The following is a 15,263-nucleotide window of genomic DNA, read 5'->3' on the forward strand; positions in this document are numbered from 1 at the left end:
GGTCAGCAGCCACCGGCGGGCGCGCCGGCACCGCTCGACGCACGCTCGCGGTACTCGTAGACCTCCGCGGCCTCGAAGCCCGCTCCGAGGTAGAGATCCCGCGCGCCCACGTTGTGCTCCTCGACCTGGAGGAACGCCCGCGTCGCACCGCGTCCGGCGGCGTCACGCAGGCTCAGGTCGGTGAGCGCCCGGCCCAGGCCCCGACGCCGCGCCCGGGCGGCGACCATGAGGCACGACAGCCCGACCCAGTCGCCCGCGGGTGCGGCGCGGACGACGCCGACCACGCCTGCGGCGTCGGAGGCCGTGACGTAGCGCGCGGGGGCGCCCGAGACGACGCGGCGCGCCAGCTCGAGGGCGACGGTGCCGTGCGCCTTGACCGCGAGCCAGCCGCGCAGCCAGTCGTCGTCGGGTGCGTCCGCGAACGTCACGTGCAGCGCGCCGTCGAGGACGAGGTGGGCGTCGCCGTCGAGGACGAGGTGGGCGTCGCCGTCGTCGTCCCCGCGCCCCGCCGGGACGTCGATCGACCGGACGAGCACCGACGTGCGAGAGACGGTCTCGTAGCCGCGTGCGCGGAGCCGCGTCCCGAGGTCCGCCGGGCGGCTCGCGGGGCACACCCGGAACACCGCGGGCAGGCCGGCGTCCGCGTACCGCGCCTGGACCTCGTCGATCGCCGCGTCGACGTCCGAGGGCTCACCGAGCGCGACGACGCTGTTGGCCCGCCGCGTGAACCCGCCGGACAGCCCGAGGCGCCACGGGCCGACGTCGACCGTCTCGACGGGTCGCCACGTCGCCGTCTCGACCGGTGCTCCGGGCGCCTCGGGGGCCTCCCAGACGTGCACGCGCACGTGGACGCCCTCGTGCTGCCAGTCGCGCTCGGGCACCGGCGTGAAGCCCAGCCGCCGGTACAGCCGCTGGGCCGACTGCATCGCGTCGAACGTCGAGAGCACGACGCGGCGGTGCCCCGACGTCACGGCATGGTCCAGCGCCGAGCGCATCAGGGCCTCCGCGACCCCGCGCCGGCGGGCCTCCGGCGCGACGGCGAGCATCCGGATCTCGGCCTCCCCCGGCTCGGCCACCTCGGCGTAGGACGTGCCGGCCGAGGCCACCGTGACCGTGCCGACGACGACGCCCCCGAGCCCGGCCTCGTCCGCGGCACGCGCGCGATCATCGGCACTGCCTCCGGGCCGGACGTCCGAATAGGCACCGTCACGCACGTCGCCTCCCGGGCCCACCGAGCCGTCGTGCCCGGCGCGTGGTCCGCGCGCCGGCGGCACGAGCGCCACGAGCAGGACCGCCTCCTGCGCGCGGCGCTCGGCGTCCCGCAGCTCGACCGTGTAGTCGTCCTCGGGCCGGTGCAGACGGTCCGCGTGGGACGCCTCGGCCGTGAGCGCGCCGACGTCCTGCAGCTCGCGCGCGCCGGTCGCGACGCGGACCTGCACGTCACCCACGCGGCAGCTCCTCGGCGTCGTCGAGCTCGTCGACGCCCTCGTCGGACGTGGCGCCGGCACCGTCGGACGCAGGCGCGCGCCCGTCCGCAGGGGCGGGTCCGGGGGCGACGCCGTCCACCGCCGCACCGGCCGGTCCGGCGCCGTCGGACGCCGCACCGTCCTCGGCCGGGGAGCCCGGCTCCGCGGAGCCGTCGTCCGCCGTCGGGTCACCGACCCCCGCCGGCCCGTGCTCGAGCAGCGCCACGAAGCCGGCCTCGTCGAGGATGCGCAGCCCGAGCTCGCGCGCCTTGGCCTCCTTGGAGCCGGCGTTCTCGCCGACGACCACGTAGTCGGTCTTCTTCGACACGCTCCCCGACGCCTTGCCGCCGCGCGCGATGATCGCCTCCTTCGCGCCGTCGCGGCTCAGCCCCTCGAGGCTCCCGGTCACGACGACCGTCAGCCCGGTGAGCGTCCGCGGCACCGACGCGTCGCGCTCGTCGGCGAGCCGGACGCCGGCGTCGCGCCACTTCCGGACGATCTCGCGGTGCCACCGCTCGTCGTCGGACCCCGCGTCGGGCTGGTCGAACCAGGCCCGGACCGCGGCGGCGATCGTCGGCCCGACGCCCTCGGTCGCGGCGAGCTCCTCCTCGCTCGCGGCCTCGATCGCGTCGAGCGAGCCGAACTCGGTCGCGAGCGCCCGGGCGGCGGTCGGCCCGACGTGCCGGATCGACAGGGCGACGAGGACCCGCCACAGCGCGGTGTCCTTCGCCTTCTCGAGGTTCGCCAGCAGGTTCTCCCCGACGGCGTTGAGGTCGCCGGCCTCGCGCTGACGGCCCTTGACCTTGGACCTCGTCGAGAGCACGAACTGCGGGACGCGGCGCAGCGCGTCGGCGTCGAGCGCGAACAGGTCGCCCTCGTCGGTGAGGACCCCCGCGTCGAGCAGGCTCGCGGCGGCCTCCCAGCCGAGGGCCTCGATGTCGAAGGCGCCGCGCGAGGCGACGTGGAACACGCGCTCGCGCAGCTGCGACGGGCACGAGCGGCTGTTGGGGCAGCGCACGTCGACGTCGCCCTCCTTGGCCGGCGCGAGCGCCGTGCCGCACGACGGGCAGTGCGTCGGCATCTCGAACGCGCGCTCGGTGCCGTCGCGCAGGTCGACGACGGGCCCGACGATCTCGGGGATGACGTCCCCGGCCTTGCGCAGCACGACCGTGTCGCCGATGAGCACGCCCTTGCGCGCGACCTCGCTCGCGTTGTGCAGCGTCGCCATCGCGACCGTCGAGCCGGAGACCAGCACGGGCTCCATGACGCCGTAGGGCGTGACGCGCCCCGTCCGGCCGACGTTGACCCGGATGTCGAGGAGCGTCGTGTTGACCTCCTCGGGCGGGTACTTGTACGCGATCGCCCAGCGCGGGGCCCGGCTCGTCGACCCGAGCCGGCGCTGCAGCGCGATCTCGTCGACCTTGAGCACGATGCCGTCGATCTCGTGCTCCACGTCGTGCCGGTGCTCGCCGTAGTGGTCGATCATCCGCTGCGCCTCGGGCAGCCCCGGGACCACGCGCGTGTGCCCGGACACCGGCACGCCCCAGCCCGCGAGCAGGTCGTAGACCTGGGACTGGCGCTCGAGGCCGACGCCCCCGGAACCCGGCCCCCACCGGAGCGCCCCGATGCCGTGCGCGTACATCCGCAGGTCGCGGGAGGCGGTCACCCGCGGGTCCTTCTGGCGCAGCGAGCCCGCGGCCGCGTTCCGGGGGTTGGCGAACGGCGCCTTGCCGGCCGCGACCTGCGCCGCGTTGAGGTCCGCGAACGCCTCGACGGGAAAGAACACCTCGCCCCGCACCTCGATGAGCTCGGGGTGCGTCGCCGGGTCGCCCGCGAGCACCTGCGGGACGGTGCTGATGGTCCGCACGTTGAGCGTGACGTCCTCCCCGGTCCGCCCGTCGCCCCGCGTCGCCGCGCGCACGAGCCGGCCGTTCTCGTAGAGCAGCGCGATCGCGAGCCCGTCGATCTTGAGCTCGCAGAGGTAGTGCAGGCCGCCCTCGGGGACCGTCTCGAGGTCGCGGTGCACGCGCTCGGCCCACGCCGCGACGTCCTCGGCGGAGAACGCGTTGTCGAGCGAGAGCATGCGCTCGACGTGGTCGACGGCGGTGAACTCGGTCGAGAACGTGCCGCCGACCTTCTGCGTCGGCGAGTCGGGCGTGCGCAGGTCCGGGTGGGCGTCCTCGAGCGCCTCGAGCCGGCGCAGCGTCTCGTCGTACTCGGCGTCGCTGATCGTCGGCGCGTCGCGCACGTAGTACGCGAACTGCGCGTCGCGCACCCGGTCGGCGAGCTCGGTCCACTCGCGCTGCACCTCGGGCGGTGCGGCGTCGCGGGGGGCGCCCGGGGCTGTGGCGTCCTGCGACGCGGGGAGGTCGGCGGCGGGCGGGGTCGCGGTGCTCACCGGCACATCATCGCAACGGCCACCCACGCACCGCGCCCCCGACGCGCGTCCCCGCCCCCGGGCGGCGGCGGCCGTACGCGAGAACGGCGGCGCTCAGTGGCGTCGTCCCGCCACGGGCCTCAGCGGCGTCGGTCCGCCACGAACACCCCGGCGACGAGCGCGACGCCCCCGAGCGCCGCGACCGCGGCCACCCCGAAGACCGCGGTCGACGAGCGCTGCACGACGACCTCGCGCGCCTCGCCGTCCACGCTCCACGAGCAGATCGCCTGCGGCGGGAACGCGGTGTAGCGGATGTCGGTGCCCTCGGTGGCGGCGTCGTACGCGGCGAGGCACGGCTCGTCGAGCACCGCACCGGCGCGCAGCGTCCCGACGCCGAGCGAGATCCACAGCACCGCGAGGGTCAGCACGCCGAGCAGCGCGACGCCCGAGCCGACGAGCAGGAGCAGCGCGCGGCGCCGGGGGTCGAGGCGGGGGCTCGCGCCGGGAACGCTCATGTCGGGGGTCATCCTTCGGCTCACTCGGCGACGATCAGGGCGGCACGCACGGTACCGGCGAGCGCACCCCGGGCGTCGTCGGGGGTCGCACCGGGCCCGAGGGGTGGCGCGAGCACGACGACGTCGCGGAGCCGCTCGGCGGGCAGCCCGACGCGCCGCCACGGTTCGAGCAGCACGGCCGCCTGGCCGGCGACGTCCGGGCCCGCGCACTGCGAGGAGGCCTGCGGCGGGAGCTCGGCCCACAGCGCGGTGCCGCGCTCGACGAGCTCCGCGACGCGCTCCCAGGCCCGCTCGTCGAAGCCGCCGACCGCGAGCGCGACCGCGTCGGCCCCCGAGTCGGCGACCGTGGCGATCGAGGACCAGGCCGACCCGCCGTGCACGACGACGCGCTCCGCCGCAGCACCACCGGGACCGCGCAGCGCTCCCGTGACCGCGCGCAGCCGCTCGGCGGCCACGGGCGCGCGCACGGGCCGCAGCGCGGAGTAGCCGGAGAAGCTCGGCAGCACGCCCGCGACGACCTGTGCGAGCAGCGGCTCGTGCAGCACGACCGAGACCTCCGCAGCGGGCACGGCCCGCCGGACCGCGGCGAGGTGCTCGACGAGCCCGGCCCCGAGCGACTCGGCGAGCTCGCTCACCGCACCGGCGTCGGCCAGCACCCGGTCGCCGCGCGCGAGGTACAGCGACGCGGCGAGGGTGAGCGGCCCGACGACGGGCACCACGAGCGGCCCGGCGTACCCGTGCGCGGCGACGGCGAGCACGTCGAGCCCCTCGCGGACGAGCGCCCGCGCACGCGACTGGTCGTACCCGGGGCGGTCGGCGAGCTTCCAGCCGTGCACGCCGAGCTCGACGGGCAGGTCGACGAGCAGCGCCGCGGTCGACGCGGTGGCGTCCGCCCACGGCCCGCGCGCCGGCAGCCGCACGAGGAACGGGAGCCCGTCGAGCCCCTCGGGAGTGTCCGCGAGGTCGCCGACGACGACGCTCTGCGCGTCGAGCAGGTCCTCCCCCGGCCAGACCGGGTGGCCGCTGACGCCCGTCACGCGCGGCGGGCCGAGGTCGGCGCCGCGTCGGACGTCGACACCCCAGGCGTCGGCACCCCAGGCGTCGGCACAGCGGTCGCCGGCACGGCGGTCGCCGGCACCGCGGGAGTCGTGGCCGCCACGGTCGCCTGCCCGAGCACGCGCGTCCCGTCGTACAGCACGAGCGACTGACCGGGCGCGACGCCGTGCAGCGAGCGCTGCGGGCCGTCGACCGTGACGTCGACCTCGACCGCACCGCCCTCGACCGCCCGGGCCCGCGCGGCGACGGGGACGCCGTGGGCCCGCACCTGGACCTCGCACCGGAACCACCCCGGCCCCGGCTCGGCGAACCAGACCGTGGACTCCCCCGCGATGCCCGCGACCTCGAGCGCCTCGACGGGCCCGACGACGACGCGCCGGTTCACCGGCTCGACCGCGAGGACGTACCGGGGCCGCCCGTCCGGCGCGGGCCGGCCGATCGCGAGCCCCTTGCGCTGCCCGACGGTGTACGCGTACGCCCCGTCGTGCGCGCCGACGACGGTCCCGTCGGCGTCGACGATGTCGCCCGGCTGCGAGCCGAGCCGGTCGCGGAGGAACCCCTGCGTGTCCCCGTCGGCGACGAAGCAGATGTCGTACGAGTCCGGCTTCGCCGAGACGGAGAGCCCGCGGGCGGCGGCCTCGGCTCGCACCTCGTCCTTGGAGGTGACCTCGCCGAGCGGGAACATCGCGCGGGCGAGGCGCTCGGGACCCATGACCGCGAGCACGTACGACTGGTCCTTCGCGGAGTCGCGCGCGCGGTGCAGCTCGCGCGTGCCGTCGGGGCGGGTCACGACGCCCGCGTAGTGCCCGGTGCACACCGCGTCGAAGCCGAGCGCGAGGGCCTTGTCGAGCAGCGCCTCGAACTTGATGTGCTCGTTGCAGCGCACGCACGGGTTGGGCGTGCGGCCCGCGGCGTACTCGCTCAGGAAGTCGGCCACGACGGTGTCCTCGAACCGCTCCGAGAGGTCCCACACGTAGTACGGGATGCCCAGCACGTCCGCGGCGCGCCGCGCGTCGCCGGCGTCCTCGATCGAGCAGCAGCCGCGCGAGCCGGTCCGGAACTGGTCGCGCGTGCGCGAGAGCGCCATGTGGACCGCGACGACGTCGTGCCCGGCGTCGACCGCGCGCGCCGCGGCGACGGCCGAGTCGACGCCGCCGGAGAGGGCCGCCAGGACGCGCATCAGCGGGCCCCGCTCGGCTGGCGGTGGCTGCGGTCGGGCCGGTCGGAGCGGTCCGGCCGCCCGGCGAGGCCCGCCGCCTGCGCCCGGTCGACGACGCCCGGGAGCGCCGCGAGGAGCGCGTCGACGTCGGCGCGCGTCGAGGTGTGGCCGAGCGAGAACCGCAGCGCACCGCGCGCGTCGTCCTCGTCGACCCCCATCGCCAGCAGCACGTGGCTCGGTCGCGGGACGCCCGCCTGGCACGCCGACCCCGTCGAGCACGCGACGCCGGCCGAGTCGAGCAGGTACAGCAGCGAGTCCCCCTCGCAGCCGGGGAAGGTGAAATGTGCGTTGGCGGGGAGCCGGCGCGCGGTGTCCTGCGGGCCGCGCAGCACGGCGTCCGGGACGGCGGCGCGCACGCCGGCGACGAGCGCGTCGCGCAGCTCCGTGAGCCGCTGCGCGGTGGCCTCCCGCGCCGCGACCGCGGCGTCGACCGCGACGGCGAACGACGCGATCGCGGGCGCGTCGAGCGTCCCGGAGCGGACCGCGCGCTCCTGCCCGCCGCCGTGCAGGACGGGCGTGAGCTCGAGCCCGCGGCGCGCGAGCAGCGCCCCGACGCCGCCCGGCCCGCCGACCTTGTGGCCGCTCACGGTGAGCGCGTCGAGCCCCGAGGCGGCGAAGTCGACGGGCACCTGGCCGACGGCCTGGACCGCGTCGGCGTGCACCGGGACGCCGTGGCGGCGCGCGAGCGAGACGACGTCGTGCAGCGGCTGCAGCGCTCCCACCTCGTTGTTCGCCCACATCACGGAGATCAGCGCGACCTGCTCGGCGTGCTCGTCGAGCTCGTACCGCAGCGCGTCGAGGTCGAGCACCCCGTCCCCGTCGACCGGCAGGAGCACGATCTCCGCGCCGGCGTGCTCGGCCATCCAGAACGCCGGGTCGAGCACCGCGTGGTGCTCGACGGCGGACACCAGGATGCGCCGGCGCGAGGGGTCGTGCGTGCGGCGGCCCCAGAAGAGTCCCTTGACCGCGAGGTTGTCCGCCTCGGTGCCGCCGCCGGTCACGACGACCTCGCTCGGTCGCGCGCCGAGGGCCGCCGCGAGACGCTCGCGGCCCTCCTCGACGGTGCGCCGCGCCGCCCGTCCGGCGGCGTGCAGCGACGACGGGTTGCCCGTCCGGACCAGGTGCTCGGTGAGGACGGCGACCGCCTCGGGGAGCATCGGCGTGGTCGCCGCATGGTCCAGATAGACACTCACCTGCACGAGTGTACGAACCGCGCTGGCAGGATGTGTGCGTGAGTCCCGACGCCGTCTACCCCTCGCCGCTGGCCTTCAGCGGTCAGCGCCTCGACTGGCGCGACCTGCCGCGGGCCGTGCGCGCGCGCATCGCGGAGCTCGCGGGGTCTCAGGTGAGCGCCGAGACGAGCGCGACGACGGGGTTCAGCCCGGGTTTCGCCGCGGTCCTCGAGCTGGCCGACGGGCGTGGGGTGTTCGTCAAGGCGGTCTCCCCCGAGCAGAACCCGACGTCCCCCGAGTTCGCCCGCGCGGAGATCCGCGCGGCGGCGGCGCTCCCGCCCGAGGTCCCCGCGCCGCGCCTGCTGTGGTTCGACGAGGACGGCGACTGGGTCCTGCTGGGGTTCGAGGTCTCGCACGGCCGCCCGCCGCTCCTGCCGTGGGACCCGGAGGAGCTGGCGCTCGTGCTCGACGCGCTCGTCCCCCTGGCCCACGCGCAGCCGCTGACCGGGCACCGGCTGCCGCGCACGGACGACCTCCTCGCACCCGACTTCACGGGCTGGCGCTCGCTCGCCCGCTGGCCGCACGAGGAGCTCGAGGGCGCCGCACGCCTCGCCGGCGACCTGGGCCGGTGGGCGCACGAGCACCTCGACGACCTGGTGCGGTGGGAGCAGGACGCCCTGCGGGTGTGCGCCGGCGACGCGCTCGTGCACGGGGACCTGCGGGCCGACAACATCATGATCGACCGCGACCGGAACCGCGTGGCGCTCATCGACTGGCCGCACGCGAGCGTCGGCGCGCCGTGGCTCGACCTGGCCTTCATGCTGCCGAGCATCGCGATGCAGGGCGGGGGCGACCCGCAGGAGATCTTCTGGTCGCACCCGGTCTCGGAGGGCGTCGCGCCCGAGGACCTGCGCGCGGGGCTCGCCGGGCTGGCGGGCTTCTTCGCCTACGGGTCGCTGCAGCCGGCGCCGCTCGGGATCCCGAACCTGCGGCGGTTCCAGCGTGCCCAGGGGGCGCAGGCGCTGGCGTGGCTGCGCGACCTCGCCTGACGTTGCGGCACCGGAACTTTCGCGTGTGAGCGCGCACACTGCCGTCGACCGCGGCCGCCCGGACGCCGCGATCATCGAGTCCGGCGTGCTGCGGAAGAACGTCGCGCAGCCGCCGCGCGACGCCTCCGGCGCACCCGACGGGTTCTCCACCGGTGCAGATGCGGTCGAAGGGATTCAGTCGCTGGACACGCCTGTGCGCGACCCGGACTCTCGGGTCGACCGGGAAGACTCCCGGGAAGAACGGCGATAGTTTCGCGGTCTCCTCGATGGCGAGGCGTCGCCTCCACCCGGAGGGAGAGCCCTGTGACCAGATCGGGCCGCTCGAAGACCCGCACGACGGTCGTCGTCCTGGCGGTCGCCGCACTCACGGCCGCCGCGGCGCTCGCCGACATCCCCCGCGCCGAGACCGCCCACGCGGCGCCGTTCGCCTCGGCCGTCGAGAACGAGGGCGCGGGCTGCGCCGTCCCCGCGCTGCCCGAGGCGTCGTCGCTGCCCACGAACGCCCAGCTGCCCGACCCCTTCGCACGCCTCGACGGCACCCGCATCGCCTCGCGCGCGGACTGGCGCTGCCAGCGCGAGCTCACCCGGCGGCTCGCCGAGAGGTTCGTCTACGGTGAGAAGCCGACCCGGCCGACCGTCTCCGGGACCGTGTCGCGGACGAGCATCACCGTGAACGCGTCCCACCAGGGCCGGAGCTCGAGCTTCACCGCCGGGGTCGACCTCCCCAGCGGCACCGGGCCGTTCCCCGCCGTGATCGTCTACGGCGGCTTCGGCAGCGACACCGCGGCGATCAAGGCTGCCGGGGCCGCCGTCATCAGCTACGACCCGTACGCGGTCGGCAAGGAGGGCACCGGTCGGGCGAACAAGCAGGGGGCGTTCTACACGCTCTACGGCTCGTCGAGCGGCACCGGCCTCCTGATGTCCTGGGCGTGGGGCGTGAGCCGGATCATCGACGTGATCGAGCAGTCGGGCGGCACGATCCTGAAGGCCGACGCGACGGGCGTGACCGGCTGCTCGCGGTTCGGCAAGGGCGCGTTCGTCGCGGGCGCGTTCGACCAGCGCATCGCGCTCACGATGCCCATCGAGTCCGGCAGCGCGGGCGTCCCGATCTTCCGCGGCATCCCCGGCGAGGGCGCGCAGAGCCTGAGCAGCGCCTACGGCGAGCAGCCCTGGCTCGGCGACGCGTTCGGCACCTTCACCGGGAGCCCCAACCGGCTGCCGATCGACACCCACCAGGTCGTCGGCCTCGTCGCCCCGCGCGGGCTGTTCATCATGGACAACCCGCACATCGCCAACCTGGGTCCCCGGTCCGCGAGCGTCGCTGCCCTCGGCGGGGCGGAGGTCTACCGCGCGCTCGGAGCCGGCGAGAACCTCACGTACTGGTCCGACGTGCAGGACGGCAGCCACTGCGCCAACCGGCCCGAGTGGCGCACGCCGCTGCAGCAGAACATCCAGAAGTTCCTGCTCGGCACCGGGAGCGCACCCGGCGTGGTGCGCATCTCGAGCCGCGCGCAGGGGAGCCTCGCGCAGTGGCGCTCCTGGCAGACGCCGACGCTGCACGCCGGCCCCGAGCCGACGCCCACGGTGACGTCCACGCCGACGCCGACGGTCACGTCCGAGCCGACACCCACCCCGACCGTCACGCCGGAACCGACTCCGACGACGAACCCGGGGGCCGGCTGCACCGCCACCACGTCGGTCAACCAGTGGAACGGCGGCTTCGTCGTCAACGTGCGGGTCACCGCCGGCTCCTCGGCGATCCGGGGGTGGACCGTCGGCCTGATGCTGCCCGGCGGAGCGACCATCACGAGCACGTGGAACGCGAACCGCAGCGCGAGCTCCGGTGCGGTGCAGCTGACGAACGCCGGCTGGAACGGCGCGCTCGCCGCCGGTCAGGCGACCGAGGTCGGCTTCCAGGCCACGGGCAGCGGGAGCGGGATCACCGCGACCTGCACCGCGAGCTGACCGCCGCGCGCGGACGGGCCGGTACGGCGGGGGCTACCCCGTCGTACCGGCCCGTCCGGTGTCGCACGCCCCCGTCGGCGTGGCCGGCCGACCGCGAGCGCGCTCAGCCCTGGAGGCGACGCAGCTCCGCGGCCGTCTGCGGCAGCACGGTGAACAGGTCGCCCACGATGCCGTAGTCCGCGATCTCGAAGATCGGCGACTCCGGGTCGGAGTTCACGGCGACGATCGTGCCGGACGACTGCATCCCGCCGCGGTGGTGCACCGCACCCGAGACGCCCGCGCCGATGTAGAGCTTGGGGGCGATCGTGACGCCGGTCTGGCCGATCTGCGCGTCGTGCGCGATCCAGCCCTCGTCGGTCGCGACGCGCGTGGCGCCGACGGCTCCGCCGAGCACGTCCGCGAGCTCTTCGACCGCCGAGAAGTCGCCGTTGGTGCCGCGTCCACCGACGACGACGACCTGCGCCTCGCCGAGCGCCGGGCGGTCGGACGCGACGCGCTCGGTGTGCTCGACGATGCTCGTCCGGCCCGCCGCCTCGGTCACGGCGACGGACAGCCGCGCGATCGCCGGGACCGTCGCGGCGTCCGCGGGGACGGCCTGGACGGAGTTGGCCTTGAGCGCGACGACCCCGAGGTCGGTGCGGATCGCGCAGCGCGTGTTCCAGGTGCCCGCGAACACCGTCTTCGCGGCCACGACCCGGCCCTGGTCGTCGACCCCCGCGCCCGAGGCGTCGACGACGACCCCGGCGCGCGCCGCGAGGCCGACGCGCGCGGCGACCTCCTTGTTCTCGAACGAGGAGGTCAGCAGCAGGGCCGACGCCCCGGTGCCGGCCGCGAGCGCCGTGAGGCCCTCCGCGACGACCGGGCTGAGCCGTGCGTCGGCCGGGCCGAGGTCGACCACGTGCACGGCCTCGGCGCCGTGCTCACCGAGCAGGGCGAGCGTCGCGTCGTCGGGTCCGGCGGCGGCCGGGGTGCCGGCGGCCCCGACCCACGCGCCGTGCACGGTGCCGAGGCCACGGGCGATCGTGAGGAGCTCGAGGACGGTCGTGCGCAGGGCACCGGTCGACGCGTGGTCGAGCAGCACGAGCACGGGGCCGGTCAGGGTCGTCGTCATGATGGTGCGGTCCTCCGGGACTCGGTGCTCAGACCAGCTTGTTCTCGACGAGCCACGCGGCGAGCCGCAGACCCGCCTCGCCGTCGTCGTTGACCAGCACGCGGTTCTCGCGCGCCGGGCGCGGGGCCGCCTCGACGACCTCCGTCAAGGCGGCGTCGCCGCCGACCGACGCGGGGTCGACGCCCAGGTCGGCGAGCGTCAGCACGTCGACGGGCTTCTTGCGGGCGGCCATGATGCCCTTGAAGTTCGGGTAGCGCGGGTCGTTCGTCTGGTCGGTGACCGAGACGAGCGCCGGCAGCGGCGCGCTGAGGACCTCGCTCGCGTGATCGAGCTCGCGGCGCACCGTGACGGCACCGTCGGCGACCGTGAGCTCGGCGGCGAGCGTGAGCTGCGGCAGGTCGAGCAGGTGCGCGAGGGCGCTCGGCAGCAGCGACGTGAGCCCGTCGAGCCCCGCCATGCCGGTCACCACGAGGTCGACGGGGGCGTCCGCGCCGATGCGGCGGACCGCGGCCGCGAGCACCGTCGCCGTCCCGAACACGTCGGAGCCCGCGATGCCGTCGTCGAGCACGTGGACCGCCTGCTCGGCGCCCATCTGCAGGCCCTTGCGGACCGCGTCGACCGCGTCGTCCGGCCCGACGGTGAGCGCGACGACCTCGCCGCCGTGCTCCTCGACGAGCGCGAGCGCCGCCTCGAGGGCGTTCTCGTCGAGCTCGTTGAGCGTCCCGTCCCCCTGGTCGCGCACGACGCGACCGTCGGGTCCGAGCGCCCGCTCCGACTGGATGTCCGGCACGTGCTTGACGCACACCACGATTCTCACGCGCGGAACGTTACCCGCACCGGCCGAGGTCACCCACCGGGTGTCCAGTGCCGGAAACCTGGGGGGTTCACAATGGGCGCCGTGCACCACGCCGAACCGCCCCAGCCCGCGCCCCGCCGCCGGCCCGTGCCCCCGCTCGGCGTCCACGTCGTCGACGGGGGCGTGAGCGTCGCCGTGCGTGCGCCGCACGCCCGCGCCGTCGACCTGTGCCTGCTCGGCACCCCGGACGCGCCCGCCGGTGGCGCGCCGTCGTGGGACGAGCGGCGCATCCCGCTCGACGGGCCCGAGCACGGCGTCTTCTGGGCCTACGTCGACGGCGTGGAGGCCGGTCAGCGGTACGGCTTCCGCGCGCACGGGGCGTGGGACCCCGTCGGCGGCCACCGCTACAACCCCGCGAAGCTGCTCGTCGACCCGTACGCGCGCGGGCTGGTCGGCGAGGTCGCGCACCGGCCCGAGACGTACGGGCACGTCGTCGGCGACGACCTCGTCGGCGACCCCTACGGCGCGGCGGACCCGCGCGACTCCGCGCCGCACGTGCCGCACTCCGTCGTCGTCGACGCCCGTGCCGTCCGTGCGCTGGGCCCCGACCCGGCCGCCAACCGCCCGGCCGGCCCCTGGTCGGAGACCGTCGTCTACGAGGCGCACGTCCGCGGGCTCACGCAGCGACTGCCCACGCTGCCACCCGAGCTGCGCGGGACGTACGCCGGCCTCGCGCACCCCGCGACGCTCGACCACCTGCTGTCCCTCGGCGTCACCGCGGTCGAGCTGCTCCCGGTGCACGCGTCGGCGTCCGAGCCGCACCTGCTCGAGAGGGGGCTGACCAACTACTGGGGCTACAACACCCTGGGGTTCTTCGCCCCGCACGCGGCGTACGCGACGCAGGCGGCCCGCGAGGCCGGCCCGGCCGCGGTGCTCGCCGAGGTGCGCGCCACGGTGCACGCGCTGCACGAGGCGGGGCTCGAGGTCCTGCTGGACGTCGTCTACAACCACACCTGCGAGGGCGGGCTGCCCGGCCAGCACCTGAGCTGGCGCGGGCTCGACAACGCGCGCTACTACCTGCACGACGGCAGCTCCCCCGCCGCGCTCGCGGACATGACCGGGACGGGGAACTCGCTCGACTTCCGGCGGCCCGAGGTCGTCCAGCTGGCGATGGACTCGCTGCGCTACTGGGCCGACGAGATCGGCGTCGACGGCTACCGCTTCGACCTCGCGGTCACGCTCGGGCGCGGCCCCGATGGCTACGACCCCGACCACCCCTTCCTCGTCGCGCTCACGACCGACCCGAGCCTGCACGGGCTCAAGCTCGTCGCCGAGCCGTGGGACGTCGGGCCCGGCGGGTGGCGCACGGGGCACTTCCCCGCGCCGATGGCCGAGTGGAACGACCGGTTCCGCGACGCGGTCCGCTCGTTCTGGCTCGCCGACCCGGCCCGCGCCGCGCACGGCCTGCCCGGGCACCGGGTCCGCGCGCTCGCGACGCGCCTGGCCGGCTCGGTCGACCTCTTCGGCCACGGCGACCCGCCGCTCGCCCGCGGTCCGGTCGCGTCGGTCAACTACGTCACGGCGCACGACGGCTTCACGATGGCCGACCTCGTCGCCTACGAGCACAAGCACAACGCCGCGAACGGGGAGAACAACCGCGACGGGTCGAACGACAACCGGTCGTGGAACCACGGCATCGAGGGTCCGCTGCGCGCGGACTCGGTCGGCGCCGACATCCTGCCGCTGCGCCGCCGCTCGATCCGCAACCTGTTCGCGACCCTCGTGCTCGCCGCGGGGACGCCGATGATCACCGCGGGCGACGAGCTCGGCCGGACCCAGCTCGGCAACAACAACGCGTACTGCCAGGACGGCGAGCTCTCGTGGGTGTCGTGGGACCTCGCGCCGTGGCGGCAGGACCTGCTCGCGACCGCGCGCCACCTCCTGCGCCTGCGCCGGGAGAACGCGGCGCTGCGCACGACGCGGTTCTTCACCGGCGCGCCCGTGACCGAGGGCGGCCCGCCCGATCTCGCCTGGTTCGGGCCCGACGGCGTCGAGCTCGACCACGCCCGCTGGCACGACCCGTCGATCCGCACGCTCCAGATGGTGCGCGCCGCGGCCGACGGCGGTCGCAGCGTCCTGCTCGCGGTGAACGGGGCGCTCGACGCGGTCGAGGTCGCGCTCGCGGCCGCGCCGGACGCCGGCTGGGAGCTCGCGTGGGACTCGACGTGGGAACGGCCCGACGAGCTGAGCGCGGCGGCGATCAACGGCGCACTGCACCCGGCGCCGGGCGAGAGCGTGCTGCTCGAGGCGCTGAGCATGCGGGTCTACCTGACCCGCACCGGTCACTGACCCCGCGCACACCGGAGCCGCTCCCCGCGGCCGCAGCGGCTCGTCCTCGTGACCTGGCGCGGGCGCGTCCGGCGAGCACCCGACCTAGAGCGTGCGCGTCGCTGACCTGCGCCTTCTATCATGATTCGTCCGTTCTCGTGCCGTAGTAGGTTCCGGCGCCGGGCGAGCCGTCGAGGTCCGCCGGCGAC

Annotated in this window: 12 protein-coding genes; 4 read left to right on the top strand and 8 right to left on the bottom strand. The window is 75.8% G+C overall.

Annotated elements, in window-relative coordinates; genetic code table 11:
* Positions 1-2: 2 nt before the first annotated feature.
* The 6 genes from NXY84_RS14955 to NXY84_RS14980 form a co-directional block, all read right to left on the bottom strand.
* Positions 3-1,448: a GNAT family N-acetyltransferase gene (locus tag NXY84_RS14955; protein ID WP_258723858.1), complete on the bottom strand. Its 1,446-nt coding sequence runs from the start codon at positions 1,446-1,448 to the stop codon at positions 3-5.
* On the bottom strand, positions 1,441-3,864 hold the full coding sequence (gene ligA, locus NXY84_RS14960) for an NAD-dependent DNA ligase LigA (RefSeq protein ID WP_396126241.1): 2,424 nt from the start codon (positions 3,862-3,864) through the stop codon (positions 1,441-1,443). The genes NXY84_RS14955 and ligA overlap by 8 nt, the downstream gene beginning before the upstream one ends.
* Before the next feature lie 119 nt (positions 3,865-3,983).
* Complete coding sequence (locus NXY84_RS14965) at positions 3,984-4,358, bottom strand: hypothetical protein (RefSeq protein WP_258723859.1); 375 nt, start codon at positions 4,356-4,358, stop codon at positions 3,984-3,986.
* A 20-nt stretch (positions 4,359-4,378) separates the two neighbouring features.
* Positions 4,379-5,395 carry a hypothetical protein gene (locus tag NXY84_RS14970; protein ID WP_258723860.1) on the bottom strand — a complete coding sequence of 339 codons (1,017 nt, stop codon included), beginning with the start codon at positions 5,393-5,395 and terminating at the stop codon, positions 4,379-4,381.
* Entirely contained in the window at positions 5,392-6,594 is a 1,203-nt protein-coding gene (mnmA, locus tag NXY84_RS14975; RefSeq protein ID WP_258723861.1) for a tRNA 2-thiouridine(34) synthase MnmA, read from the bottom strand. Before mnmA ends, NXY84_RS14970 begins: the two co-directional genes overlap by 4 nt.
* A complete protein-coding gene (locus NXY84_RS14980; protein WP_258723862.1) occupies positions 6,594-7,826 on the bottom strand; it encodes a cysteine desulfurase family protein in 1,233 nt (410 codons plus the stop codon). Before NXY84_RS14980 ends, mnmA begins: the two co-directional genes overlap by 1 nt.
* Before the next feature lie 38 nt (positions 7,827-7,864).
* Between NXY84_RS14980 and NXY84_RS14985 the strand changes: the two genes are divergently transcribed.
* The 3 genes from NXY84_RS14985 to NXY84_RS14995 are packed head-to-tail and all read left to right on the top strand — an operon-like array spanning position 7,865 to position 10,819.
* On the top strand, positions 7,865-8,854 hold the full coding sequence (locus tag NXY84_RS14985; RefSeq protein ID WP_258723863.1) for a phosphotransferase family protein: 990 nt from the start codon (positions 7,865-7,867) through the stop codon (positions 8,852-8,854).
* Positions 8,855-8,879: 25 nt separating this feature from the next.
* Positions 8,880-9,104: a hypothetical protein gene (locus NXY84_RS14990; protein ID WP_258723864.1), complete on the top strand. Its 225-nt coding sequence runs from the start codon at positions 8,880-8,882 to the stop codon at positions 9,102-9,104.
* A gap of 53 nt (positions 9,105-9,157) precedes the next feature.
* Positions 9,158-10,819 carry a cellulose-binding domain-containing protein gene (locus tag NXY84_RS14995; protein ID WP_258723865.1) on the top strand — a complete coding sequence of 554 codons (1,662 nt, stop codon included), beginning with the start codon at positions 9,158-9,160 and terminating at the stop codon, positions 10,817-10,819.
* A 103-nt stretch (positions 10,820-10,922) separates the two neighbouring features.
* On the opposite strand, the gene NXY84_RS15000 is transcribed toward NXY84_RS14995, so the two are convergent.
* Both NXY84_RS15000 and NXY84_RS15005 read right to left on the bottom strand, forming a co-directional pair.
* Complete coding sequence (locus tag NXY84_RS15000; RefSeq protein ID WP_258723866.1) at positions 10,923-11,930, bottom strand: electron transfer flavoprotein subunit alpha/FixB family protein; 1,008 nt, start codon at positions 11,928-11,930, stop codon at positions 10,923-10,925.
* Between the two features lie 28 nt (positions 11,931-11,958).
* Positions 11,959-12,747, bottom strand: coding sequence for an electron transfer flavoprotein subunit beta/FixA family protein (locus NXY84_RS15005; RefSeq protein ID WP_258723867.1), 789 nt, complete (start codon positions 12,745-12,747; stop codon positions 11,959-11,961).
* 72 nt (positions 12,748-12,819) lie between these two features.
* On the opposite strand from NXY84_RS15005, the gene glgX reads away from it, so the two are divergent.
* Entirely contained in the window at positions 12,820-15,075 is a 2,256-nt protein-coding gene (glgX, locus tag NXY84_RS15010; RefSeq protein WP_396126245.1) for a glycogen debranching protein GlgX, read from the top strand.
* Positions 15,076-15,263 lie beyond the last annotated feature (188 nt).

The sequence above is a fragment of the Cellulomonas sp. NS3 genome (assembly GCF_024757985.1).
In the GTDB taxonomy this organism is placed as follows: domain Bacteria; phylum Actinomycetota; class Actinomycetes; order Actinomycetales; family Cellulomonadaceae; genus Cellulomonas_A.